Origin of the sequence: Heliorestis acidaminivorans, assembly GCF_008933955.1 — a bacterium.
GTDB classification, from domain to species: domain Bacteria; phylum Bacillota; class Desulfitobacteriia; order Heliobacteriales; family Heliobacteriaceae; genus Heliorestis; species Heliorestis acidaminivorans.
Map to the genome: position 1 here is coordinate 54863 of NZ_WBXO01000013.1, position 23549 is coordinate 78411.

The window sequence follows — 23549 nt, forward strand, 5'->3', positions numbered from 1 at the left end:
CGTATTAATGCTACTCTTGCTACTTTACATAAAGCATTGGCATGATTTAGAATACATGAAGGTATGTACCAACGATGAAGGAGGAAAAGCAGTGAATGCAGAAGAGCGCATTGAGAAAGCGCGGGAAAGAGTCATCGAAGCCCTTTCCAAGAATATGGATCTCTACGGCGTAACTCCTTCTATCGGCAGGCTCTACGGAATTCTCTACTTTAACGACGGACCGATGACACTCGAAGAAATGAGCGACGCCCTCGGCATGAGCAAAACCAGCATGAGCACAGGTGTCAAGACACTAACAGACCTCAAAATGGTGGAAAAAACATGGAAAAAAGGTGTGCGCAAAGACTTGTACCGAGTCGAGGAAGACTGGTACGAAACCTTTAGTGAATTCTTCTGTATCAAATGGCGCAAAGGCAGTGACATGAACCTAGCGGCCATAGAAAGATCTTTAACGGAATTACAGGCGGTCATAGCAGATGAAGAAAGTTCAGAAGAAGTCAAAGCAGTAGCCCAAAAAGACATAGAACGCCTTCAGCAAGCTCAAGAGTACTACCACTGGCTCAACCGCTTGGTAGATGCTTTTGAGACAGGCGAAATCTTTAATCATATACCTAGAAAAGAATAAGTACCTTTTTCTTGGCTGAGCCATGCTGGTCATGTTGCCCTTGCTAGGCTATTAAGCCCTTGCTAGGCCATGAAGTTATAGATGGCCATGAAGCCATGCTGGCCATGAAGCTATGCTAAGCCATGAAGCCTTTGCTAGGCCATGAAGCTTTGCTAGGCCATGAAGTTATGCTAGGTCATATATTAGGAATAGAGAAAAGCCCTGTAGAGTGCAGTTCAAACATAGATCACTCTACAGGGCTTTTAGTCTTTTCTATACTCTTTCATTTGTTCTTTCTTATAAGGAGGCTCAAGCTGGGACTGAGGTAAACCGATTCTTCCGAACGGGCGTCTCCCACGTCGTTTCGCCAGCAAGCTGTCGACGACTGAGGTCCTTTTTTAGCTTTTCAAGAATTACCCCAAAAGCAAAAGCACCTGCCCCTGCCGTTCCCAAGCATTACCAAGCCACAATAAGCACCGATAAAGGACCGTGGAATATAATGTAAACGAATCTGGGGGAGAGCAAAGGGGTGATCAAGTGGCCGTAATCAGAGCAGACAGCAGTGACATCGAAATCCTTGCCCGACTCATTCGAGCGGAAGCTGAAGGAGAAGGAGATCTGGGAATGCTCATGGCAGGGAACGTCTGCGTTAACCGCGTCATCGTTAACTGTCTGGACTTTCCCCACATTCGTACCGTACGAGAAATGGTTTATCAGTCCCCCGGTGGCTTTGAAGCCGTACAGAAATCCTACTTTTACCAAAGAGCTCGAGAAAGAGAGAAACGGCTGGCCGAAAGATTAATAAGAGGGGAGAGATTTCACCCAGCCAGCAACGCCCTCTGGTTTTTTCGACCTGATGGACCTTGTCCAGGAACCTGGTATAATCAGCCCAACACAGGCCGATACAAAGCCCATTGTTTTTTCCAACCCCTCCCCGCAAACTGTCCCGAAGTATTTAGAGGTGGATAAAGAAGGAGTGTTCTCATGAGCAGAGACATTTTTGATGAAGAAGTGACTGCATCTTGCAAGCCTCGTCGACCAATCAAAGACCCCTGCGCCACAGTACCTAAAGATCCTTGCCAGGACATTCGCCCCACACCGCCTGTACATGATCCTTGTCAAGACCCCTACTACACCGATCCTTGCTACGATCCTAGACTAGATCCTATCTATGATGATCCTTGCAGAAGACCTTCTTATGGCTACGACAACCCCGACCATTATGATAACAACTACTATGACAACAACTACTATGACAATAACTATGATAACAACAACTTTAACAACAACCTAGACGACACTATCGCCGTACCACCAGGCTGGAGAAGACCTGCTGGTGGATGGAGATTCTTCCCCCGTCCCACACAACCACCAAGTGGCGCTATTATCCCTGGCACACCAGCTTATCCCCCAGAAACAGAGCTTGCTCCAGTAGCACCTGGTGTTCCTGCTATGCCTGGCGCACCTGGCACCTTACCCATTGAAGAATCATACGTCGAAAACATTCTCCGTCTCAACAGAGGCAAACTAGCGACCATCTACGCAACCTACGAAAACAACATGCGCTGGAACGCCAAAATCTTTCGTGGCTGTATCGAAGCGGCCGGACGAGATCACATCATTATCAGCGATCCCAAAACAGGAAAAAGATATCTCCTCCTAATGCTCAACGTGGACTATATTACATTTGACGAAGAAATCGCCTACGAATATCCCTTTAACGGCGTCCGTACTTTCCCACGCTAAGTCACTGCCCCATGCCAAAGAACCCATGGCCTGCAGACCATGCCAACGCATGGAACGGTAGGCTTATTTTTTTTGACAACAAAAAATAGATAAAAGATAATTAAAAGAAAAAATTTTACCCAAAGGGAAGCAATATTGGGTAAAATAGAACAGAACGGCAGAAACCAACGAAGGAGGATAATAGTGCAAACAGCAAAAGATAGATTAATCGTAGCCCTAGATGTGGACAGCCGCGAAGAAGCCCTAGCCATCGTGCAAGCAGTAGGAAAGAACTGCGGCACTTTTAAGATAGGCATGCAACTTCACAATAGCGTTGGCTTTGCCATCACCGAAGAAATCATCGCCCTTGGCTACCCCGTATTCCTAGATCTCAAATTCCACGACATCCCCAACACAGTAGCCAAAGCTTCAGCAGTCGTAACAGGCAAGAGCGTCTCCATGTTTACCCTCCACGCTAGCGGAGGCAAAAGCATGATGGCAAGAGCGGCAGAAGAAGCTAAGCAAAAAGCGAGCACCATGAACAAAGACATTCCCCTAGTCTTAGCCGTCACCATCCTCACTTCAATGAACCAAAAAACATTGAACGAAGAAGTAGGTATGGACGGCTCTGTTGAACATAACGTTCTACGCTTAGCAAAAGTAGCCGAGGAAGCAGGCGTAGGTGGAGTAGTAGCTTCTCCTCAGGAAATCAGCCTGATCAGACAAGCCTGTAGTGAAAACTTCAAAATCGTTACCCCAGGCGTACGACCCCTCTGGGCTGACGCTAACGATCAGGCACGGACTATGACACCAGAGGAAGCCATGACCGCCGGAGCCGACTACCTCGTCGTAGGACGGCCTATTACAGCCTCCGCCAATCCTGCCGAATCAGCACAAAAGATAATTGAAGAAATGGAAAAAGGTCTTCAACAAAGACAATTAAGATAAGGAGCACGCAACAATGAACCAAGAACAAATCCTAGATATCTTCCGTGAAAGTGAAGCCCTCCTCGAAGGACACTTTCGCCTTACCTCAGGGCGTCACAGCAACCGTTACGTCCAATGCGCTCAAGTACTCCAATACCCACACTACACAGACAAACTAGCCAACCATTTAGCCGAACAACTAGAGAAAACTCTAGGAAAAGGCACAACAGAGCTTATCATTGGACCTGCCATGGGAGGCATAATCGTAGCCTATGCCGTAGGCCAAGCCTTGGGCTTGCGAGCCATTTTTGCCGAAAGAGAAAATGGAATCATGAAACTGCGCCGCAGTTTCCAGATCGAAAAAGGGCAAAAAGTCGTCGTCTGTGAAGACGTCGTTACTACCGGAGGCTCTGTTCGTGAAGTAATGCAAGTAGTAGAAGAAGCAGGTGGAGAAGTCATCGCTGTAGCATCCCTTGTCGATCGCTCTAACGGCCAAGTAGATTTTGGCGTACCATTTTGCGCCGCTATGACCATGGAAGTACTCTCCTGGGATCCAGCCGAATGCCCTCTTTGCCAAGAAGGTACTCCTGCCATTAAGCCAGGCAGTCGATCCTAGAAAAGTATTCATGCCAAAAGCTAGCAAGAAACTTTAACTGCTGAACAGGAGGATTGCCGTGAAACTTCTGAGACCTATCCAGCACGTCAATACGGTACCTGAAGTCGACATCGCGGCCCTGACAGAGCGAGGCGTCAAAGGCGTCATCATCGATCTCGACAATACACTAGCCGAATGGAATCGCAACGACCTTTGCCCTACCATCGTACAATGGCTACAAGAACTAGACCAACAAGGTATCAAAGTATGTATCTTATCGAACAACGGCGAACGGAGAGTACAACAATTTGCCGAAGGCTGTCAAATCAAAGTCCCCTATATCTCTAGAGCTAAGAAACCTAGACGCAAAGGCTTTCTACAAGCCATGCAAAAACTAGGCACAACAGCACAAGAAACAGCCGTAATTGGTGATCAGATTTTTACCGACGTACTCGGAGGCAACCGCATCGGCATGCACACGATCTTAGTAAACCCCATCAGTCGCCGTGAATTCTTAGGAACACGCCTTGTACGCACCTTAGAAAAGATAGTGCTAAGACGTCGAAGAACCTTGAAGTTGCAGAAAAAGTCCAGAAAAAACAAAAAAGATGGAGGGTCCGCCGCAAGGTGAACCCTCCATCTTTTTTACTTCTCTTTCTTATAAGCCAGAATAATTATTTCTTCACTATCGCCAACCTGTGCATTCAAAGTCTGCTCAGCTTGAGACAAAAGACTCTGTTGCTCTGATGTAAGATTAGCATAAGGTAAGTCCTTTTCCATTGCTCAATCCTCCTCCGAAAAACAATTCACCAAGGAGTCAAAAAAAGACTCAACCCTATTCTTCCCATCAAGCAAAAGCGATATACTTTCCTTAAGCTATTAGAATCTTTAAGAGCCTAAGCAGTATCAGCGAGCTAACTTCAAAGCTTGGATTTCCGACTCATGCTTTATATAACGATAGCTAAGATCCTTGAGCACGAAATTCATCTCAGCCTGCTTCGAATCAAGACTGTCAAAACGAGTCTCCAGCCTCTCACGAAGTTGCTCTAACAAATCTTCAAAGTGAGCATCACCCTCAAGAAAACGGCGAGCTACCATAGAAGCCAGATCATCAAGCTTCTTCTCAGTCCGAACCTGCGACTTAACTAAGAAGGCCAGATTTTGCTCAATCCTATCAACGCGCTCGCTCATAGAAGCCACATTGTCCTCAACAGCCCCGAGCCGCTGGTTCATGGAAGCCACATTGTCCTCAACAGCCCCGAGCCGCTGGTTCATGGAAGCCACATTTTCCTCAACAGCACCAAGACGCTTGTCCATTGAATCGAAACGATTATTTAATAGTTGAAATTGCTCTAATACTAACTGCTGAAACTTCTCATCATTCACTAAAAAATCACCTCTCTTTGTAAACACAATATAAAAAACTCTACCACTGTGGTTTTCAACAACAGTAACTGCAATTTCAAAAAAAATCATTATAAAATTAAAGCCGCAAAAAATAGCACTACAGCTTCAAGGACCATAAGAATATCTAGCACAATTGTACAACATAAGACCCTATCAAGTAAGCTTTTTCAACAAGAAAGTAGAGAAAAGGAGACACACTAAAATGATTAACGGAACAACCCAATGGATCGCCCTCCTAGGCTATCCAGTAGCTCACACATTCTCACCGAAAATGCAAAACGCCGCAATCGACCACCTAGGCATCAACTGGCGCTATGCCGCTTACCCCGTACATCCTGATAACCTAGAAAAAGCCTTACAAGGTCTAAAAGTCCTTGGCTATAAAGGCCTTAACATTACAGTCCCCCACAAAGAAAAAATTCTACCCTACCTTGATGAAATCGATCCCCTTGCCGCCGCCATTGGAGCCGTCAATTGCGTCACCATAGAAGAAGAAGGACTCAAAGGCTACAACACCGACGCCATCGGCTTTATTCGAGGCCTACGGGAAGACAACTTTGAACCACAAGGCCGCAAAGTCCTTATTCTGGGAGCAGGCGGTGCCGCTCGCGCCGCCGCCTTAGCACTTTTACAAGCAGGAGTCACCGAGATCACCTTAGCCAATCGCTCAACAGAAAAAGCAGAAGAGCTCCTACAGAATCTCGCCCCAACAACCTCCCTAACAGCCCCAGTCCTGCGCCACATACCCTTTCAATCTTCTGCTCTTCAAGAAGCACTAGATGACAAAGACCTGCTCGTCAATGCTACATCGCTAGGCATGAGCAAAGATGGCCTCATCACCCCATATCCCCTAGCACCAGAAAACTGGCTTCCCCACAAGGCAGATCTATACGTAGCTGACATGGTCTATAACCCTGTAGAAACAGAACTACTCCAAGCCGCCAAGAAGAGAAGACAAAGAAACCAAAACGGCTTACCAATGCTCCTTTACCAAGGTGCTGTAGCATTAGAAAAATGGACAGGATTACCAGCACCAGTAGCAGTAATGGCCAAAGCACTACAAGAATTTACACATGGCAAAAAATAACAAAAAAATCCAACACTGCAAAATAATTATCGATAATAAGTGACATATAAAGAAGTAATAGAAGGAATTAGTCGACCTATGTGGAATAAATATCCTATTAACTTGCCTAGGAAAATAAAAGCATAGACAAGTTAAATAAGTAAGTAAAGCTAACAAAGTAAGCAAAGATAACCAAGGTTAGTAAAGTAAGCAGAGCAAGTAAAGTAAGAAAGTAAGTAAAGAAAGAAAGAAAGAAAGAAAGAAAGAGTGGAAGAAGTTATGACAGCCATCCGTTATCTCACGGCAGGGGAATCTCACGGACCGGCCCTGACCGTTATCATAGAAGGAATCGTTGCCGGACTTCCCATCACTACAGCATATATTAATACCCAACTAGCCCGCCGCCAGAAAGGTTATGGACGTGGCGGACGAATGGCCATAGAAAAAGATCAAGCAACCATCTTATCAGGCATTCGAGGCGGCAAAACACTCGGTAGCCCTATCAGCTTACAGATCGAGAACCGCGACTGGGTCAACTGGCAAGAGATCATGTCTCCTCACGGAGATGCCAGAACTGAAGAAAGACAAGTTACCTGTCCAAGACCAGGTCATGCTGATCTCTCCGGAGCTATCAAGTATGGCCATCGTGACATGCGCAATATTCTGGAAAGATCGAGCGCTCGTGAGACAGCCGCTCGCGTCGCCGCCGGAGCTGTAGCCAGAGGATTACTCGAAGCAGTAGGTATTAAGATCTACTCTCACGTCTTATCCATAGGCAACGCCACTAACCCCAAGGAAGCAGAACTATATAAGGAAGCAACAGCAGGCAGAGTCTCCTGGCAAGAACTACAAGATAAAGCCGATGCATCGCAAGTACATTGCAGTGACTCTTCAGCCGAAGCAACCATGATCGCCGCCATTGACAAGGCAAAAGCAGAAGGCGACAGCCTCGGCGGCATCATAGAAATAGCTGCAGTAGGCTTACCAGTTGGCCTAGGCAGTTACAGTCACGACGACCGCCGCCTAGACAGCCAAATTGCCGGCGCCATGATGTCCATACAAGCCATCAAAGGCGTCGAGATAGGTTTAGGCTTTGAAAGTGCTCGCCAGATAGGCTCTCAAGTCCACGATCCTATATACCATAAGGAAGGAAAAGGCTACTACCGACAGACTAATCGAGCTGGTGGTATTGAAGGCGGCATGAGCAACAGTGAACCAATCATCATCCGCATCGCCATGAAACCAATACCAACACTATATCAACCACTAGATACAATCGACATCACTAACCGACAACCTGTCAAAGCCTCCGTAGAACGCTCCGACACCTGTGCTGTACCAGCAGCGGCAATCGTAGCGGAAGCCCAACTTGCCCTAGTCTTAGCACAAGCCCTCCTAACAACTACAGGCGGTGACCGACTCGAGCAGATTCAAGAACGAGTACAGCAAATGCACAAAGACGCCAACAACTTCTAGACTAATCACAAGGAAGCTCGCCAATCTTCGATCACCAAAGGTCACAGCTACACAGCAAAGCCTGTAATCAAAAGGGGGAAGGCAAGGGAAGTGAAGAAAAACATCGTACTCATCGGCTTTATGGGCACAGGCAAATCAACAGTCGGAAAAATCCTCGCCCACAAAATCGCCTATGAATTTATTGATACAGACCGAGAAATAGAAAGAGTAACAGGACTAACAATAACGCAAATTTTTGACAACCACGGAGAACAACGCTTTCGATCAGAAGAAACCGTAATGGCCCGCAAAGTTTCGGAGAAGACTAAGAAAGTAATCTCCACAGGTGGCGGCATCGTCTTAAGGCAAGAGAACGTAACAGCTTTGCGCTCTACAGGAATCATCATCGAACTATCAGCGCGTCCCGAAATCATCTGGCAACGCATCAGCCGCCGCACCCATAGACCCCTAATCCGCAAAGAAATGGATGCCCAAGTCATCGCCGAAATGATGGCCCAACGAGAACCATACTATCAATGCGCCGACTACCGCATTGACACATCGGAGAAAACCCTCGTCCAAGTCGTAGAAGAGATAGCCCAGATCTTGCACCAGCGGGAGCAAGAAGAAGGAGAAAGTTGGCTCGCAGAGATGAATTCATTACCCAAGCGACTAGAGAAAGAAGAATCAAGAAGAAATCACCGATCACTCATCCTGCATCACCTGAGCCAACGTAGAAACTGTAGAAGAAAAGGCTCAATAGGGGAGGCGTAAGGCGAAATGACTGAGAAAAGCCCAACCAAAAACATTCAAGCCCAAGTAGAGGTTCAACTCGATGAACGCAGTTATCCTATCTACATTGGACATGACATACTTACCCAAGCCCACCAGATCTTAGAAAGTGTAATAAGAGGAAAGAAAATACTCCTCGTCACCAACAACGAAGTCTACGACCTACACGGTCACACCCTCCAACTCAGCATGGAAAAGACGGCCCAAGAAGTGCAGGTCGTTACCATCCCTGATGGAGAACAACACAAAAACCTAGAAATCTTAAGCGCCCTCTACGACGCCGCCGTAGAAGGTAACTTAGAACGTTCCTCCGTCGTCGTTGCACTTGGTGGAGGAATAGTTGGCGACATGGCAGGACTACTAGCCGCAACTTATATGCGAGGAATAGGCTTTGTTCAAGTTCCCACAACCCTTTTGGCTCAAGTTGATTCTAGTGTAGGAGGCAAAGTAGCCGTTAACCACCTGCGCGGCAAAAACCTCATCGGAGCATTCTACCAGCCCCAAGCAGTTTTGATCGACACCAAAACGCTAGAAACCTTGCCAGAGCGAGAGATCAACGCCGGCTTTGCCGAAGTAATCAAAACAGCCATGCTCGGCGACAGTAACCTCTTTTCCTATCTAGAAGATAACATCGACAACATCTTAAAGCTCAAACCGATCGAACTAAGTCACGTTATCGCCGCCTGCTGTCGTGTCAAAGCGGCCGTCGTCTCAGCCGACGAAGAAGAACACGGCATTCGCGCCATCTTGAACTTAGGCCATACCTACGGCCATGCTATCGAAACTCTAACTAACTATCAGACCTACCGTCATGGTGAAGCCGTAGCCATCGGCATGATAGCCGCCTGTCGACTAGCTGAGAAAGTAAACAACCTAACACCAGAGATTAGAGAAAGGCTCACTAAGCTTTTAGAAAAAGCTAACCTGCCTACCCAATTCCCCCTCTTCCCACGAGAAAAGTGGCAAATGGTCTTTGCCCTAGACAAAAAAGTAAAAGCCGGCAACGTCATCTTTATCCTACCAGAAAGAATTGGCTCAGCTCAGATTGTCAATACAATTCCCTTGGAATCAGCCCTAGAAGTAGTTGAAGAATTGCAAAAAGATTCATAAAAGTATAAAAAGCACATCAAATATATGGAATAGAGCTTAACGCAAATAATACCAATGTTACTAATGATACCATACCAGCCTTCTATTAACCCTCTGCAATCCAGAAGAACCAAAGGAGCAAGAGGAGGACAACATTAAAAATGAAAAAAAAATCCCCTTACAAACTACCCCAGTTATGCGGAACAGCCCTAATAACTGCAGGACTGCTCTTACTACCTATGGCGCAGACCTCAGCAAGTGCAACTTCACTAGAAGTACTTAAGCTGGACTGGGAAGATACCTACGGAGAGCGGCAAGAAGACCGAGGCTATAACGTCTTACGTACTCGTGACGGTGGTTACATCCTTGTCGGAGAAACTTACACAGACTACCGCTACGGTGGAGACGGAGACAAAGACGTATACGTAGTAAGAACTGACGCCAAAGGGCTCGAAAAATGGAAAAGAGCCCATGGCGGTACTGCCATAGACTGGGGCACATACATAGACGAAACAGACGACGGCGCATATATCATCGTTGGCACAACCTATTCCAAACCCAGCAACGACAGTCGACCAGACACGAAAGTCTACCTGCTCAAAATCAACGAAAAAGGCCAAAAAGTCTGGGATAGAGCCATTGGTGGCACAGGCGATGACCAGGGAGCACAAGTGCTACAAACAGAAGACGGTGGCTTTATCATCATAGGCGAAACCAAATCCATGGGATCAACTCAAGGTGATGTATACCTCGTCAAAACTAATCAAGACGGTCAACGGCAATGGGAGAAAAACTTTGGCGGCAAGGAAAATGACCGTGGCGTAGCCATACGCCAAAGTTCTGATGGAACTTATATACTGCTCGGAGAGACCTTCTCCTTCGGCGCAGGCGGCTATGACATCTACCTAATCAAAACAGACCAAGACGGTAAAAGCCTCTGGACGCGCACCTTTGGCGACAAAGGCTGGGAAAGAGCCTACAACATCGAAGAAACCGATGATGGCGGTTATATCATAGTCGGCAAAACATCATCACAGAGCAATGGGAGCTATGACTCCTACATCATCAAAACAGATCCACAAGGCCACAAAGAATGGGAAGTAGTCTACGGACAAAATGGCAAAGACATGGCCAAGCATGTTCGACAGACTCCCGATGGTGGCTACCTGATCGCCGGTTGGGCAGAAGCCGCAAGAGGCAACTGGGACTTCTACCTCCTCAAGCTAGACAACAAGGGCGAGACAAAGTGGAGCAAAAAACTAAGCAACGCCAAATTCGATGAAAGCTTCGCCATACAGTATGACGGCCAGAATGGCTACCTCATCGCTGGCACTTGGGCGGAACATATTGGCTGGAACCAACATAACTATGACAATGCACAAGTCTATCTAGCCCGCATTCAACATATATCGTTGCAAGACAACAATGAACTAGAAACTTTTATCGCTCCAGAAGATGAGATCAAGATCATCCTCAACGACAGCAGAATCAGTCTTGAACAAGAACCTGTCATCCGTCAAGAACGCCTGCTCATACCGCTTACTACATTGCTAGAAATAGCCGAAGAAGTAGCCAACAACGTAACCTATAAGCCAGAAAACCGTACCCTAACCATAGAAAAAGAAGATAAAACTATTCAATGGAAACTGCAAGAACGAAAAGTAAAAGTAGGCGAAGAAACAATAGAACTAGCCTTACCCTTCCGCGCTATCAATGGCACAACCTACGTACCCCTTCAATTCCTCAGCCAAGCCTTAGCGATGAACCTGGCTTGGGAAGGAGAAACCAAAACAGTATACATAACTACTGAAGAAAAATGACAAACGAACTAGACTGGTTCTTTCTAATCGTCACTTTTATCATTGGTACTGTCATCGGCAGTTTTCTCAACGTCGTCATCTATCGCCTGCCACGAGAAAAATCTGTCGTCACGCCGCCCTCCGCTTGTGGTTCTTGTGAGACAGAACTGAAGTGGAATGACTTGATTCCGCTAATCAGCTATATCCTCTTAAAAGGCCGTTGTCGTTATTGCGAAGAAAGCTTCTCCATCCGCTACCCTCTCATTGAACTACTTAACGGCCTCAGCTACCTTTTAATCTATCTAGCCTTTGGCCCTACCATAACAGCAGTAGCTTACATGTTCCTCCTCTCCGTGCTTATCGCTGTTGTATATATCGATCTAGACTTTATGATCATCCCCGATAAGTTGATGTTAACAGCATTCATAGCAGGCATTCCCCTCACCTTATTACAATCACTGCATACTTTTACAACAGGACTAATCGGCGCTTTAGTTGGCGGAGGAATCTTACTGCTGATCGCTATCTTATCAAAAGGTGGCATGGGTGGCGGCGATATCAAGCTTGCCGCCGTTCTGGGGCTCTATCTCGGTTGGCCTCAGATCTTGTTGATCCTTTTTCTTTCCTTTTTTATTGGAGCTATCGCTGGCATAGCCATTGTCCTGCGCAAAGGTAAAACAATGAAAGAAGCCATACCTTTTGGCCCTTACCTCGCCTTAGCCGCTGTAATCGTCATCTTCTGGGGTCCTCAGTTGTTGAACTTGTACAAATCTTTCTACTGGTAAAAAAAGAGGTGCGGCCCTATGAAACTAGACAAATCAAGAAACTTTCTGGGCACTTGGCTTATAAATGCCAAGGTCATCACAGAAGAACAATTAGCTACGGCCTTAGAACTGCAAGACACAACGCCAGGCAAAAAAGGCTTGCTTGGTCAAACCCTCATCGACCTAGGCTACTGCACAGAAGTAGATATAGCCAGAGCTGTTGCCGCGCGCTCTAACATACCTTTTGTCACCTTAGAAGACTACTTAATAGACAACAATGCTTTGACGCTGATTACACCAGAAGCATCGAAGCGATACAAAGCCTTACCAATCGCCTTTGAGAACAACAAACTCATAGTCGTCATGAAGTATCCCTCTGACATCCTGACTATTGACGACTTACGCATTCTTACGGGCTACGACATCACCCCTGTAGCGGCCTTAGACAGCGAACTCGATCAAGCTATCGAACGCTATGGGCGCACAGGAACAGACTTCGAAGAAGACAAAGAAGATGACAAAACCCCAGAAATTATCACAGCAGGAACAGAAGAATCAGACAAACCAGCTGTACAACTAGCCAAGCTGATTCTTTCTCAAGCTGTCTCTTCCAAAGCTAGTGACGTGCACATCGAACCATACGAGAAAAGCATGCGTGTTCGCTTTCGCTTAGACGGAGTTCTCCATGACATGATGAGCCCCCCTAGGAAACTGCATGCCGCCTTAGTTTCAAGGATCAAAGTAATGTCCAACATGGACATTGCCAACAGACAGATTCCTCAAGATGGACGTATGTCCTTGAAAATTGAAGGAAGAAGCATTGACATACGTGTTGCTTCCTTGCCTACTAGCTACGGCGAACGTCTCACCTTGCGTCTCCTAGACCGCTCAGGCGCTATTATTACCTTAGAAGAACTAGGCGTAGCCCCTGAATTACTAAGCAGATACAAAGAAGCCATCAAACTTCCCTACGGCTTTATCCTCGTCACAGGCCCTACAGGCAGTGGTAAAAGTACAACTCTCTACGCGAGCTTATCGACAGTCGATCGAGTTCGCAAAAATGTAATTACCGTCGAAGATCCTGTGGAATATCGCTTAGAAGGCATGAACCAGATCCAGATCAACAACAGAGCAGGCCTAACCTTTGCTTCTGGCCTACGCTCCATCCTCCGTAACGACCCCGACATCATCATGATCGGTGAGATACGAGACAAAGAAACAGCCCGCATCGCTGTTGAATCAGCCTTAACAGGCCACCTTGTTTTCTCTACTTTGCACACTAACGATGCCGCAGGCGCTATCAGTCGCTTAGGTGACATGGAGATCGAACCTTTTCTCACCGCTTCCTCACTAGCTTGCGTCATGGCTCAGCGACTGGCCCGCGTCTTATGTACTAGTTGTAAGATTCCTTACGAATTATCGCGCCAAGAAGCACAAAAAATAGCTGGCTTTCCCCTTGAGCCAGGCGAAGAGACTATAGCCCTCTTCAAAGCAGGCAAGTGTATGCGCTGTGCCAACACAGGCTACCGCGGTCGTTTGGGTATATATGAACTTCTCTTCGTAGACGAAAACATACAGCGTCTCATCTTAGAAAGGCGCTCTACAGCAGACCTAAAAAGAGCGGCTATCGAAAACGGAATGATCCCCATGCGCGAAGATGGCTTCTACAAAGTCAAGCAAGGGATCACATCGATTGAAGAAATTTTAAGGGTGATTTTGTGATGAGCGACCTAAACTTCAGTGTAAAAGATATTCTAACCACCATGGTTAAAAGGAATGGATCAGACTTACACCTAACAGTAGGAAAACCGCCAGTCATACGTGTTTTTGGCGATCTCATAACTTTAGATGAATTTCCCTTACTAAAACCAAAAATCATTGACGAACTCATCTACAGCATTCTTACGCCAGAACAAAAACAAAAGCTCAACGAAGATTTAGAACTTGATTTTTCACACTCTGTGCCAGGCGTAAGCCGCTTTCGTGGCAACATTATGTGGCAACGAGGCACTATCGCCGCTAACTTTCGAAGTGTAGCTATAGATATACCATCCATAGAAAAGCTCGGTCTACCTCCAGTCGTGAGGACCTTAGCAGAACTACCTCGCGGTTTAGTGCTCGTCACAGGACCAACAGGAAGCGGCAAATCAACAACACTAGCTTCCATCATCGACCTCATTAACACTAATAGCCGCCAGAACATAGTAACTATCGAAAACCCTATTGAATTTTTGCATAACCACAAACAATCGATCATCAAGCAAAGGGAAGTAGAAACAGACACCAAATCTTTTGCCAACGCCCTGCGTCATGTCCTGCGCCACGATCCTGATGTCATCTTAGTCGGTGAGATGCGAGACTTAGAAAGTACCCAGATTGGCATCACGGCCGCAGAGACAGGTCACCTTGTTTTCTCCACTTTGCATACGCAGACAGCCACCCTTGCTGTCAACCGGATTATCGACATCTTCCCAAGCCACATGCGTAACCAGATTGCTCAGCAAGTAGCAGGCTCTCTACAAGGCGTTATCGCCCAACAGCTCGTTCCAAGAGCAGACGGCAAAGGCCGTGTAGCCGCATTAGAAATCCTGATCTGTACACCAGCTATACGCAACTTAATTCGAGAAGGAAAAGAGCACCAACTCTACTCAGCCATTCAGACCAACCGCAACTTAGGTATGGTAACAATGGATCAATCCTTAGCAGAACTTTTTGCCAAAGGAATCATCGATCGAGATACAGCCTTAGAATTCTGTGTAGACAAAGTAGAACTAGAACGAGCCCTGCGCAAATCAAGCATGTTCTAAATAACAGTTAGGTAAGAGAGTAAGGCAGATAAGTAAGAGCAGACAAGTAAGAACAGACAAGTAAGAACAGATAGGTAAGAGCAGATCAATAATAGCCCATAAGTAATAGCAAGCACTTAATTACAGCTAGGACTTTAAGAAAGGAGGTGAAAAAAGAATGCCTTTTTACAATTATGAAGCTTTCGACAAATCAGGAGCAGTTGTTAACGGCAAAGTAGAAGCAGACAACGAAGATTCTGCCGTCAGTCGCTTAAAGGGTATGGGTTATCTAGTAACAGAACTAGAAGAGATCAAAGAATCACCTTTTAAGAACCTCTTTCAATTCAAACAAAGCGTCAAAACAGGTGAACTACTCCTATTTAACAGACAGCTTGGCGCTATGTTACAAGCAGGTATTCCTGTTACAAGAGCTCTCTTTGCCTTAAGCAGTCAGTCCGAGAATCCCCAATTCTCCAAAGTCTTAGGTGAAGTAGCTCGTAACGTAGAAAGTGGTATGAGTTTCTCCGATGCTCTAAAGAACTATCCTGACGTCTTTCCCAAAATCTACGTTGATATGATTCGAGCTGGTGAAGTAGGCGGTATGCTCGATGAAATGCTCGATCGACTTGCCACGCAGTTAGAACAAGAAAAGAAGCTCAAAGACAGCCTCAAGTCTGCCACCTTTTATCCCGCCGTAGTCCTAGGCTTTGCTTTTGTCCTCATCGTAGCCATACTAGTTTTCTTAATCCCTGTATTTGAAGGCTTCTATCCCGAAGGAACGGAACTGCCCATAGTAACGAAAATAGTAACCTTCCTAAGCCAATCTATTCGCACTTATTGGTATCTTTATATTATTGCTTTGGGAGCTATGTTTTTTGCTACACGCGCTTTTGTCAACAGTGAAAGCGGGAAGAACACCTGGGATCGATTCAAGTTTAGTTTACCAGCCATAGGAATCTTACTTAGAAAAGCAACGATTGCTCGTTTTTGTCGCACCTTATCTACCTTACTTGCTGGCGGTATTCCCGTCTTGCAAGCTCTTGATGCGGCAGGACCTGCTTCTGGTAGTAGTCAGATTAAGGATGTAGCTAATAGAGCAAGCGAACAAATTCAACAAGGACAGAGTATAGCAGAACCTTTGGAACAAAGTGAATTCTTTCCACCGATGGTCGTAGATATGATTCGCATTGGGGAAGAAAGTGGTCAGTTATCCGACTTGCTTACTCGTGTTTCTGAGTTTTATGAAGATGAAGTAGCAACGATGAGTAAAGGTCTAGCCGCTACGCTAGAACCATTATTGCTCATTGGTATCGGTCTCGTCATTGGGGCACTCGTACTTGCAATTTACCTACCCATTTTCTCTGTCGTTACGGGAGGAGGCTTCTAGAAAATGCAGGCTACGATAGCACCAGAAAAGAAAAAACAGCCTGATCTTGATGAGGCTGTAGAAAAGTACTGGCGAGAAAATAATGAAGAGCACCTCGCACAAGTAGTTTACGCGGCAAGAAACTTAATCTATCACTTTGCTAAACTTTATGGGCCAGAGAAAGTAAGTGAAGATCTAATACAAAGTGGCTATGAAGGATTGATTAAAGCGATGAAACGCTTTGATCCTATGCGAGGCGTCAAATTCAGTACCTATGCCAGTCATTACATCATGGGCGAGATCCGCCACTATATTCGCAAAGAAGCATCTTACTGTCGACCAGTCTGGATAGCTGAATTACAACAACGGATTGATAAAGTAATCGAAGAAAGCGTCAAGACAACAGGAGTAGCTCCTACGCACAGAGAGATAGCCGAACAACTGAACGTGCGTGAAGAAGGGGTTGTGCAAGCACTACGCGCCGGTTGGGTATCACTCGATCAGATCGATACATCGCAGATTCGCAGTATGCGCTACGAAAACTTTCGCTTACCTATTGAAGATAAGATCGTTTTAGAAGACGCCGTAGAAAGACTTACAGACTTACAACGTCGCGTTATTGCTCTACTTTACTATGGTGACATGACTCAGACCGAAGCGGCTCAAGTGCTCGGTATTAGCCAGCGCAAAGTATCAAGACTACTCCAACAAAGCCTAGGTTCGCTTTCTAAAGTTCTAACATGAAAGGAGGATTGATGGCCTTTGTTCAACTTTTTTAACTCTGCAAGTACTGTAGGCTTAGAAATCGATCGAGGCACAATTAGAGCAGTAGAAATGGCCGGCTCAGTTGAAGCACCGCGCTTGATCAATGCCGGCCAGATCAAGCTCCCCGAAGACGCCGTTGTCGATGGCATTATACATAACAGGGAAGCTGTGAAGAAGGCTTTGATAGAACTCTGGACGAGCCAAGGCTTTAAGAGTCGTAACGTCGTCTACGGTGTTTTTAACCAGGGTGTCTTACTAAGAACGAACAAATACCCTAAAGTACCGGAGAACAAGTTAGAGAAGATGGTGCGCTTTCAGTCAGAAGACCTTTTTCCCATCCCCATGAACGAAATGGTGCTAGACTTTGCTGTATTAAGTGAAGTAGAAGGAGAAAAAGGCCCAGAACTAGAGCTACTGCTTATTGGCGCACGCAACGACATGCTAGACAAGAACCTTTGGCCTATCTTAGAAGCCTCCCTGAAACCACAAGTTATCGATGTCTTACCACTAGCTACTATGAAAACGCTCAAAAAAGAGCAACTTCAAGGCAACGTAGTAATGGTCAACATAGCTAGCGGCATGACTACCTTGCTCCTAATGCTCAACGAAGTACCTCGCTTTGCTCGTGTCATACCACACAACTTGACGACACTAGATACGAGAGCGCCTAAAGCTTCAGCAGAAGTAATCAATCTGCCCACAGAAGCTGATCAAGCAGAGGAAGCACAGCAAGATCAGTATAGTTATCAAGAAGTAGCAGTTACCTTAGATAGCTTTGAAGAAGGACAAACAGTAGCAGAAAAGTACAACAGTCTAGAATGGTCTACTAAGTTAGCAGAACAGGTGCGGTCATCAATCAGCTTCTATCTCTTCCAGAACAACTTAAACAGCGTCGACCGTGTCATCTTAACAGGTGAAGGAGCTCAATTAGCAGAGCTACCTGAAGCTTTTGAACAAGAACTAGGCTCACAAGTACAAATCCACAATCCCATGGCTCAGCTAGGCAAGGCTATGGGAGGAGGAGTCAACGTTATAAAAGAGGGTCCTGCTTTCGCTACGGCCATAGGACTGGCCCTGCGGGGATTGGAGGAGTAAAAAATGAAAATAAAAATTAACCTCTTACCTCCCCAGCTCAAAGCACAAGAAGTGGCACGACGGCAGAATCTGCAATATGCGGCCCTAGGCTCTATCGCTTTGGCGGTCCTACTCATTCTTTTTGGCTCTTTATACACTGTCACAACCCTAGCTAAGATGGAAGCTGAAGGCCTGAAGAAAGAGAGACTAGCCCTAGAAGCGCAGACAGCAGAATACGCACCTTATGAGAAAATGCTCACCAAGATGCGTAAAATCGAAGGGTTATATGACCAAGCTGTCGGCAAATCACCAGAATGGGTTCTGCTCATCAGTGAACTCGGTCGACAAGCACCACCTGATCTCTGGCTCACTGAGATTACTACCAAAGCAGAAGAAAATGGAAAAAAGGCAGAACTAACCATCAAAGGCTGGGCCTATGATAGCAACGCTGTTACAGAGTGGCTTCAAAATCTAATAGCAATAGAAGGTATGAAAGACCTCTCCATTCAGTTTGTTCAAGAAGGTACTTTCAATAACTCCACTATGGTTCAGTTCGATATTAAGGCAACAGTAGAAGGCATGGCCAAGCCTAGCACTTCTGCTCAAGGGCAGGTGAGTCTCTAATGAACAAGAGCCTTTTCTCGAACAAAATTGTACTAGCCCTGATCGCTATCGTCCTTTTCTTACTTACGGCTTTTCTCTTCTATTATCAATTTGGCCAACTTCAGGTAGCTCGTGAAGCAGTAAGGGAAGAACAACAACAGCTTAATCAAGCCAAAGTACGTCTGCAAGAACTTGTAGCTATCAAAGCTAATGTAGACATTATGGAAAACAACTTAGCTTACTTAGAGAGAAGATTGCCTTTTCAACCGAGACAAGATGACATAATCAAGGTGCTTCATTCAACAGCAGGACAATCAGGAACTCACTTGACCAACCTGCGTTTTGGGAACGAAGCGAGCAAAGATGGTTACGTAGAAATGCCCCTAACCCTTTCCTATGAAGGTCGCTATCACGATGTCATCGCTTTGCTCCAGCGTTTTGACCAGGCTGAACGAGCTTTTCGTGTGGAAGAGATCAAGCTTTCCAAAGGACGGGGCGACTTTCCTGAACTGAAAGCTGATATAACAGCGAAAGCTTTCTACATCAAGGAGTAACCCGAAAGAGCAGTCGTGATAAGTCAACAATTGAAATATTGAATAGTTAGTAAAGGTTGGTGAACAGGTTGGATGATAAAGGGTTGGGTGCAAAAAATACAAGTGGCTCTGCCAAAAAAGGATTAGCTCAAAAAGAGATCGATCCCAAAGTAGCCATTGGTATCATTGCCGGCTTTCTCGTTGTCGTTGCGCTAATCGCTTTTGCAGTAACAGGTAAAAGCGGCAAAGATGGATCTATAGCCGATCTGCAAAATGGTTCAACTTCTATGGAAGTTCTGCCCATCACAGTTCGCAACCTTGAAGGTGGAGACACAGTCACAGCAGTAGCAACAGAAGGCATTCGCGATCCCTTTGCTGGTGCTATGCGCCTCAAAGGCATCGTCGTCGGTGGCGGTGGCGCAGATAGTGCCATCATCGAAGCAGGCAAAGCAACATACATAGTCAATGCCGGCAAGACCTTGCCTGGTGGTTGGAAAGTGGACAAGATAACCAAAGATGCTGTCTTTTTCATTGCTGAAGACGGCAAAGAACTACGCCTAGAATTCGATGGACGTAGAGAAAGCACTCCAGCAAGTACAACAACTTCAGAAACTGCTACATCTGCAGAAAGTACAGCTACAGAAAGCTCTAGTAATAGCCCTTCAGAAGGAGGGAGTGAAGAATGAAGCAACCGATAGAGAAAAATTCCCTGACCAATCTAACTAAGAACCCTTCTAAAGTGATTAAGGCTAAGAAACTAACAGCCCTGCTAGTAGCTAAAGCCATGATCGCAGGAATGACTCTTACAGGCTTTTCAACTACAGCTTTTGCTGATGGATCTTTCTACTCAAGCGCTGGTTACATAAGCGATACAGAAAATAGTGCAATCTACGAAACATCTTCAGCTGTTGCCTCTTCCATGCTATCAGATGGTGGCATCGTATCTCTAGACATGCGTCAAGTAGAACTGCGCGACCTCCTATCAGCCTTAGCCATTAAGATGAATGCAACTATCTTCTTAGTCGATAATGCCGACAAGAAAGTAGACTTCAAAGCTGACAATATATCAGCTCGACAAGCGCTGAATTTAATCACACAACGAGAAGGTCTGCACTATATTGAACAAGGTAATATCATCATCATTGGTACTTCAGGAAAGCTTCATCAAAGCTTCTTCAACCAAATGTATCTTACACGCTTTGATACCGTCTTTATCAGCAGTGATCGCGTTAAGTCTTTGATGGGGCAACTAGGCATCACGGCCAAGTCAATCACCATCGACAGTAACTCCAACGCTATCTGGGTACAAGGCACAGTGCAAGAATTACAGAAAGTGCGAGAATTAATTCGAGCTGTAGACCGCATTGAGAACGAAGATAATGATGAAGAGTTTACCCTAGAATATCGCGTTCTTACCATGACCCAAGTACCACCACTGCGAGCAGTAGAATTACTCTGGAGTATGGGCTTACAAACACAATACTTTGTCTTACTTGATAACAGCGTACTTATCTTCGACAAAGCACTAATTGATTTATGGGAGCAGATTCAAGCTGTCATGGCTGATCTAGATACTATAGCGGCAAGAGAACATATTACTTTCTCCTATCAATTGAGACATATTGTGGCCGGTGATGCCAAAGACTGGCTCGGCGAAGCTTTCGGCTTCGGTGGTGACGTTAATATCATCACGCACAACCTCGACCGCTTTGGTAAAGAAATCGTTGTGGTCTGTCCCCCCTACTTAGAAACACAAGTACGCAGTGCCTTAGGTAGCATCGACCAGAGCAGACCAAAGGTAAGCGTGCCAGTGACGTCATCAAGCAATCACAGTGCATTAAACGCCATGCGCACATTATTAAGTCAGATGTCCGGTGTATCAGTAGGAAGCTTCCAGATCTCTCGTGATATAGGTGGGGAAGGAAGCCCTAACTATGTATTATGGGTAGAAGAATCACCAGACAAGATCCAGCTCATCAAAGATTTAGTCGATGAGATGTAAAAAAAATTTTCAGCACTGTCTAAAATCTGCATTAGCAGGTATAAAGAGTATTGAAAAGAAAAAATAGGAGCTCTTGAGATAAGAGCTCCTGTCCATAAAAATAATGAAGGAGGTGAAACAATATGTTTCAAGCAATTCAAAGAGCTAAGAAAGCAATGAAGAACCAGAAAGGTTTCACTCTCGTGGAATTGATGGTTGTTGTTGCGATTATTGGTGTGTTGGTGGCGATTGCGGTGTTGTTGTTTGGTCAAGGTACAACGGGAGCTAAAGATAGAGGTCTTGAGGCAACAGCTCGTTCAGCTCAATCTGCATGTATTATGTTAAAAGCTGAAGGAAATGCAACCCCAACTGGTACTGATATTGCTGGTAAGATAGAAAATTTAAATACAACTGGTACGGGAGAGGATTATGTAATTGAATCAGGCGCGCTCCCAGTAAAGGTAACTGGTGGCGGTTCTAACCTTGAATATACAATTACTGTTGATTGTGAATTGAACTAATTATTACAAAAAATGTATAATTTATTACTTGCACATTATCTTGATCAGATATGTGCTTTTTTTTTGAAACAATCAAAAATTTATTGCAGTATAGGAGAAGTTGCTTGAAGAACAAAAAAATAGACGTTTTTTTAATAATTTTTTTTATAGTACTATTCCTATACCCGCTTCTAATAATTCCTAATTCTACAGGACTTTACACTGCCCCTAGATTTATAATGCTAGTCTTTATAGCTTTAGTAGCTTTATATTTACTTGTACAAGAAAATATAAAGTTTCATTTTTCAATGACGTTTTTAGGTTTTTTTTTGACAACTACATTTCTTTCAAGTTTGCTAGCACAGGATAAATTAACTGCTTTTATAGGTACCTGGGGACCTTATTTTATTAATTTTTCAGATAAAAAAGATAGTGAACAAGTTTTTTACTTAACACGCTTTACTGGACTTATAACATACTTTTCATGTGCAGTTTTGTTTTTGTTGGCTACTAAAGCAAAAAGTATTGAAAAAATTTTTATGTATTTGATATCTGGAGCTACAGTAGTATCTTTATTAGCTGTTCTTCAATATTATGGAATAGATTTAGTTCCACAACATGAAAACTATAAAGGTTTTATTCGTAGTCATGGAACATTTGGAAATCCTAACTTTTTAGGTACATATACTGTTTTTATTTTACCCGCTGCATTATTATTCTTTCTTAAGTTTAAGAAATACTATTGGTTACTATCAAGTTCCATAATCTATGCGGGTATGTTAGTTTCTACGACAAGAGGCGCTTGGATAGCTTTCTTGTATTTAATAGTACTTATTTTTTATATAAAGTATAAAAGTATTGAAAAAAGAAAGGCTCTAATACAGCTAGGGGTAGCTTTAGTATTAACAACTTTTATTCTATCTGTATCAAAAGAAGGCTATATTTACAATCGCTTCATAAGTGTCCCAGAGCAAATCGTTTCTGCAGCTCAATTGGACGATAAAGCAGGCTCAAGCCGTATGTATATTTGGAAAGAAGTTGTAAAAATTATTCCAGATAATTGGGCTTTTGGAGTTGGGCCAGATCACTTAATCTACGAAGGCATTTTAATGCCTAATCCCAATAAAAACATCATTGTCGACAAAGCTCACAACATATATTTAGAGATAGCGGCCACTATGGGCCTTTTTTCCTTAGCGGCATATTTAGCTTTTTTATCATTTTTCTTACGCCCTTGGAAAAATGATTTAGGATTTTTGTATTTTACTATGATATCAACATATTTGCTTCAGGGCTTTTTCAATATAGATGTGATTATGGTAATGCCTTTGTTTTGGATAATACTTGGCTTGTCATTGAGAAATCAAATGAAGCCGGAAGAGGCGTTATGGTTTGAGTCGGAAAAATTGATAATTGGTAACTGTAGCCCAGATCAAACTAAATGATAGTGCTCGTCTGCAGGAAGTCTGGCCTAGCTGGCCAGCCTCCCTCCAGCAAGGGTACGTCCCTCGTGCAATTCAGACACAATTATGAATATTCAGAAAACTCAACAACCTTAAGCCCAAACACCCAGGCCGGAGGACATCAGTTCCTCCGGCTTTTTTTAGGCAAGGTCATGACACCTGGACAATTTTAGTGCTCGACCGGAGGAAGAAACCCCTCCGGTTTTTCTACCTCCGGAAAAAGGGTACGTCCCTCACACAATTCAGACACAATTA

The 23549-nt window shown here is 44.8% G+C and carries 25 protein-coding genes; 23 read left to right on the plus strand and 2 right to left on the minus strand.

Going from position 1 to position 23549, the window contains the following annotated elements:
- Window positions 1-91: 91 nt before the first annotated feature.
- The 6 genes from cudC to F9B85_RS13100 all read left to right on the plus strand — a co-directional run bounded on the left by cudC (window position 92) and on the right by F9B85_RS13100 (window position 4482).
- Window positions 92-625, plus strand: coding sequence for a choline uptake/conversion transcriptional regulator CudC (cudC, locus tag F9B85_RS13075; protein WP_243138228.1), 534 nt, complete (start codon window positions 92-94; stop codon window positions 623-625).
- Between the two features lie 516 nt (window positions 626-1141).
- Window positions 1142-1573 carry a cell wall hydrolase gene (locus F9B85_RS13080; RefSeq protein WP_151621671.1) on the plus strand — a complete coding sequence of 144 codons (432 nt, stop codon included), beginning with the start codon at window positions 1142-1144 and terminating at the stop codon, window positions 1571-1573.
- 15 nt (window positions 1574-1588) lie between these two features.
- A complete protein-coding gene (gerQ, locus tag F9B85_RS13085; protein ID WP_151621672.1) occupies window positions 1589-2350 on the plus strand; it encodes a spore coat protein GerQ in 762 nt (253 codons plus the stop codon).
- A 183-nt stretch (window positions 2351-2533) separates the two neighbouring features.
- Window positions 2534-3277: an orotidine-5'-phosphate decarboxylase gene (gene pyrF, locus F9B85_RS13090; protein WP_151621673.1), complete on the plus strand. Its 744-nt coding sequence runs from the start codon at window positions 2534-2536 to the stop codon at window positions 3275-3277.
- A 13-nt stretch (window positions 3278-3290) separates the two neighbouring features.
- Window positions 3291-3872, plus strand: a complete 582-nt coding sequence (gene pyrE, locus F9B85_RS13095; protein WP_151621674.1) for an orotate phosphoribosyltransferase — start codon at window positions 3291-3293, stop codon at window positions 3870-3872.
- A gap of 58 nt (window positions 3873-3930) precedes the next feature.
- Window positions 3931-4482, plus strand: a complete 552-nt coding sequence (locus F9B85_RS13100) for a YqeG family HAD IIIA-type phosphatase (RefSeq protein ID WP_151621675.1) — start codon at window positions 3931-3933, stop codon at window positions 4480-4482.
- 14 nt (window positions 4483-4496) lie between these two features.
- Here the strand turns inward: F9B85_RS13100 and F9B85_RS14950 are convergent, their stop codons facing one another.
- Both F9B85_RS14950 and F9B85_RS13105 read right to left on the minus strand, forming a co-directional pair.
- A complete protein-coding gene (locus tag F9B85_RS14950) occupies window positions 4497-4631 on the minus strand; it encodes a hypothetical protein (RefSeq protein ID WP_279237793.1) in 135 nt (44 codons plus the stop codon).
- 126 nt (window positions 4632-4757) lie between these two features.
- Window positions 4758-5237 carry a hypothetical protein gene (locus F9B85_RS13105; protein ID WP_151621676.1) on the minus strand — a complete coding sequence of 160 codons (480 nt, stop codon included), beginning with the start codon at window positions 5235-5237 and terminating at the stop codon, window positions 4758-4760.
- Window positions 5238-5460: 223 nt separating this feature from the next.
- Here F9B85_RS13105 and F9B85_RS13110 point away from each other — a divergent pair, with 223 nt between their 5' ends.
- The 17 genes from F9B85_RS13110 (at window position 5461) to F9B85_RS13190 (ending at window position 23276) form a co-directional block, all read left to right on the plus strand.
- Entirely contained in the window at window positions 5461-6345 is an 885-nt protein-coding gene (locus F9B85_RS13110) for a shikimate dehydrogenase (RefSeq protein WP_151621677.1), read from the plus strand.
- Window positions 6346-6603: 258 nt separating this feature from the next.
- Window positions 6604-7800: a chorismate synthase gene (gene aroC / locus F9B85_RS13115; protein ID WP_151621694.1), complete on the plus strand. Its 1197-nt coding sequence runs from the start codon at window positions 6604-6606 to the stop codon at window positions 7798-7800.
- A 90-nt stretch (window positions 7801-7890) separates the two neighbouring features.
- Window positions 7891-8553, plus strand: coding sequence for a shikimate kinase (locus F9B85_RS13120; protein WP_151621678.1), 663 nt, complete (start codon window positions 7891-7893; stop codon window positions 8551-8553).
- Between the two features lie 6 nt (window positions 8554-8559).
- The gene (gene aroB / locus F9B85_RS13125) at window positions 8560-9681 is read left to right on the plus strand and encodes a 3-dehydroquinate synthase (RefSeq protein WP_151621679.1); all 1122 of its coding nucleotides are present in this window, start codon (window positions 8560-8562) and stop codon (window positions 9679-9681) included.
- A gap of 140 nt (window positions 9682-9821) precedes the next feature.
- On the plus strand, window positions 9822-11480 hold the full coding sequence (locus F9B85_RS13130) for a copper amine oxidase N-terminal domain-containing protein (protein WP_151621680.1): 1659 nt from the start codon (window positions 9822-9824) through the stop codon (window positions 11478-11480).
- Window positions 11477-12244 carry a prepilin peptidase gene (locus F9B85_RS13135; RefSeq protein ID WP_151621681.1) on the plus strand — a complete coding sequence of 256 codons (768 nt, stop codon included), beginning with the start codon at window positions 11477-11479 and terminating at the stop codon, window positions 12242-12244. The genes F9B85_RS13130 and F9B85_RS13135 overlap by 4 nt, the downstream gene beginning before the upstream one ends.
- A gap of 18 nt (window positions 12245-12262) precedes the next feature.
- Complete coding sequence (locus F9B85_RS13140; protein ID WP_151621682.1) at window positions 12263-13945, plus strand: GspE/PulE family protein; 1683 nt, start codon at window positions 12263-12265, stop codon at window positions 13943-13945.
- Window positions 13945-15030, plus strand: coding sequence for a type IV pilus twitching motility protein PilT (locus F9B85_RS13145; RefSeq protein ID WP_151621683.1), 1086 nt, complete (start codon window positions 13945-13947; stop codon window positions 15028-15030). Before F9B85_RS13140 ends, F9B85_RS13145 begins: the two co-directional genes overlap by 1 nt.
- A 157-nt stretch (window positions 15031-15187) precedes the next feature.
- Window positions 15188-16396: a type II secretion system F family protein gene (locus F9B85_RS13150; protein WP_151621684.1), complete on the plus strand. Its 1209-nt coding sequence runs from the start codon at window positions 15188-15190 to the stop codon at window positions 16394-16396.
- Between the two features lie 3 nt (window positions 16397-16399).
- A complete protein-coding gene (locus F9B85_RS13155; RefSeq protein ID WP_151621685.1) occupies window positions 16400-17119 on the plus strand; it encodes a sigma-70 family RNA polymerase sigma factor in 720 nt (239 codons plus the stop codon).
- An 18-nt stretch (window positions 17120-17137) separates the two neighbouring features.
- Window positions 17138-18235, plus strand: coding sequence for a type IV pilus assembly protein PilM (gene pilM / locus F9B85_RS13160; protein WP_151621686.1), 1098 nt, complete (start codon window positions 17138-17140; stop codon window positions 18233-18235).
- 3 nt (window positions 18236-18238) lie between these two features.
- Complete coding sequence (locus F9B85_RS13165) at window positions 18239-18838, plus strand: PilN domain-containing protein (RefSeq protein WP_151621687.1); 600 nt, start codon at window positions 18239-18241, stop codon at window positions 18836-18838.
- Window positions 18838-19371: a type IV pilus inner membrane component PilO gene (locus tag F9B85_RS13170; protein ID WP_151621688.1), complete on the plus strand. Its 534-nt coding sequence runs from the start codon at window positions 18838-18840 to the stop codon at window positions 19369-19371. The genes F9B85_RS13165 and F9B85_RS13170 overlap by 1 nt, the downstream gene beginning before the upstream one ends.
- 83 nt (window positions 19372-19454) lie before the next feature.
- Window positions 19455-20036: a hypothetical protein gene (locus tag F9B85_RS13175; RefSeq protein WP_151621689.1), complete on the plus strand. Its 582-nt coding sequence runs from the start codon at window positions 19455-19457 to the stop codon at window positions 20034-20036.
- Entirely contained in the window at window positions 20033-21352 is a 1320-nt protein-coding gene (locus F9B85_RS13180) for an energy transducer TonB (protein ID WP_151621690.1), read from the plus strand. Before F9B85_RS13175 ends, F9B85_RS13180 begins: the two co-directional genes overlap by 4 nt.
- A gap of 122 nt (window positions 21353-21474) precedes the next feature.
- Entirely contained in the window at window positions 21475-21852 is a 378-nt protein-coding gene (locus F9B85_RS14955) for a type II secretion system protein (protein WP_279237794.1), read from the plus strand.
- A 104-nt stretch (window positions 21853-21956) separates the two neighbouring features.
- Complete coding sequence (locus F9B85_RS13190) at window positions 21957-23276, plus strand: O-antigen ligase family protein (protein WP_170270536.1); 1320 nt, start codon at window positions 21957-21959, stop codon at window positions 23274-23276.
- Window positions 23277-23549: the final 273 nt, after the last annotated feature.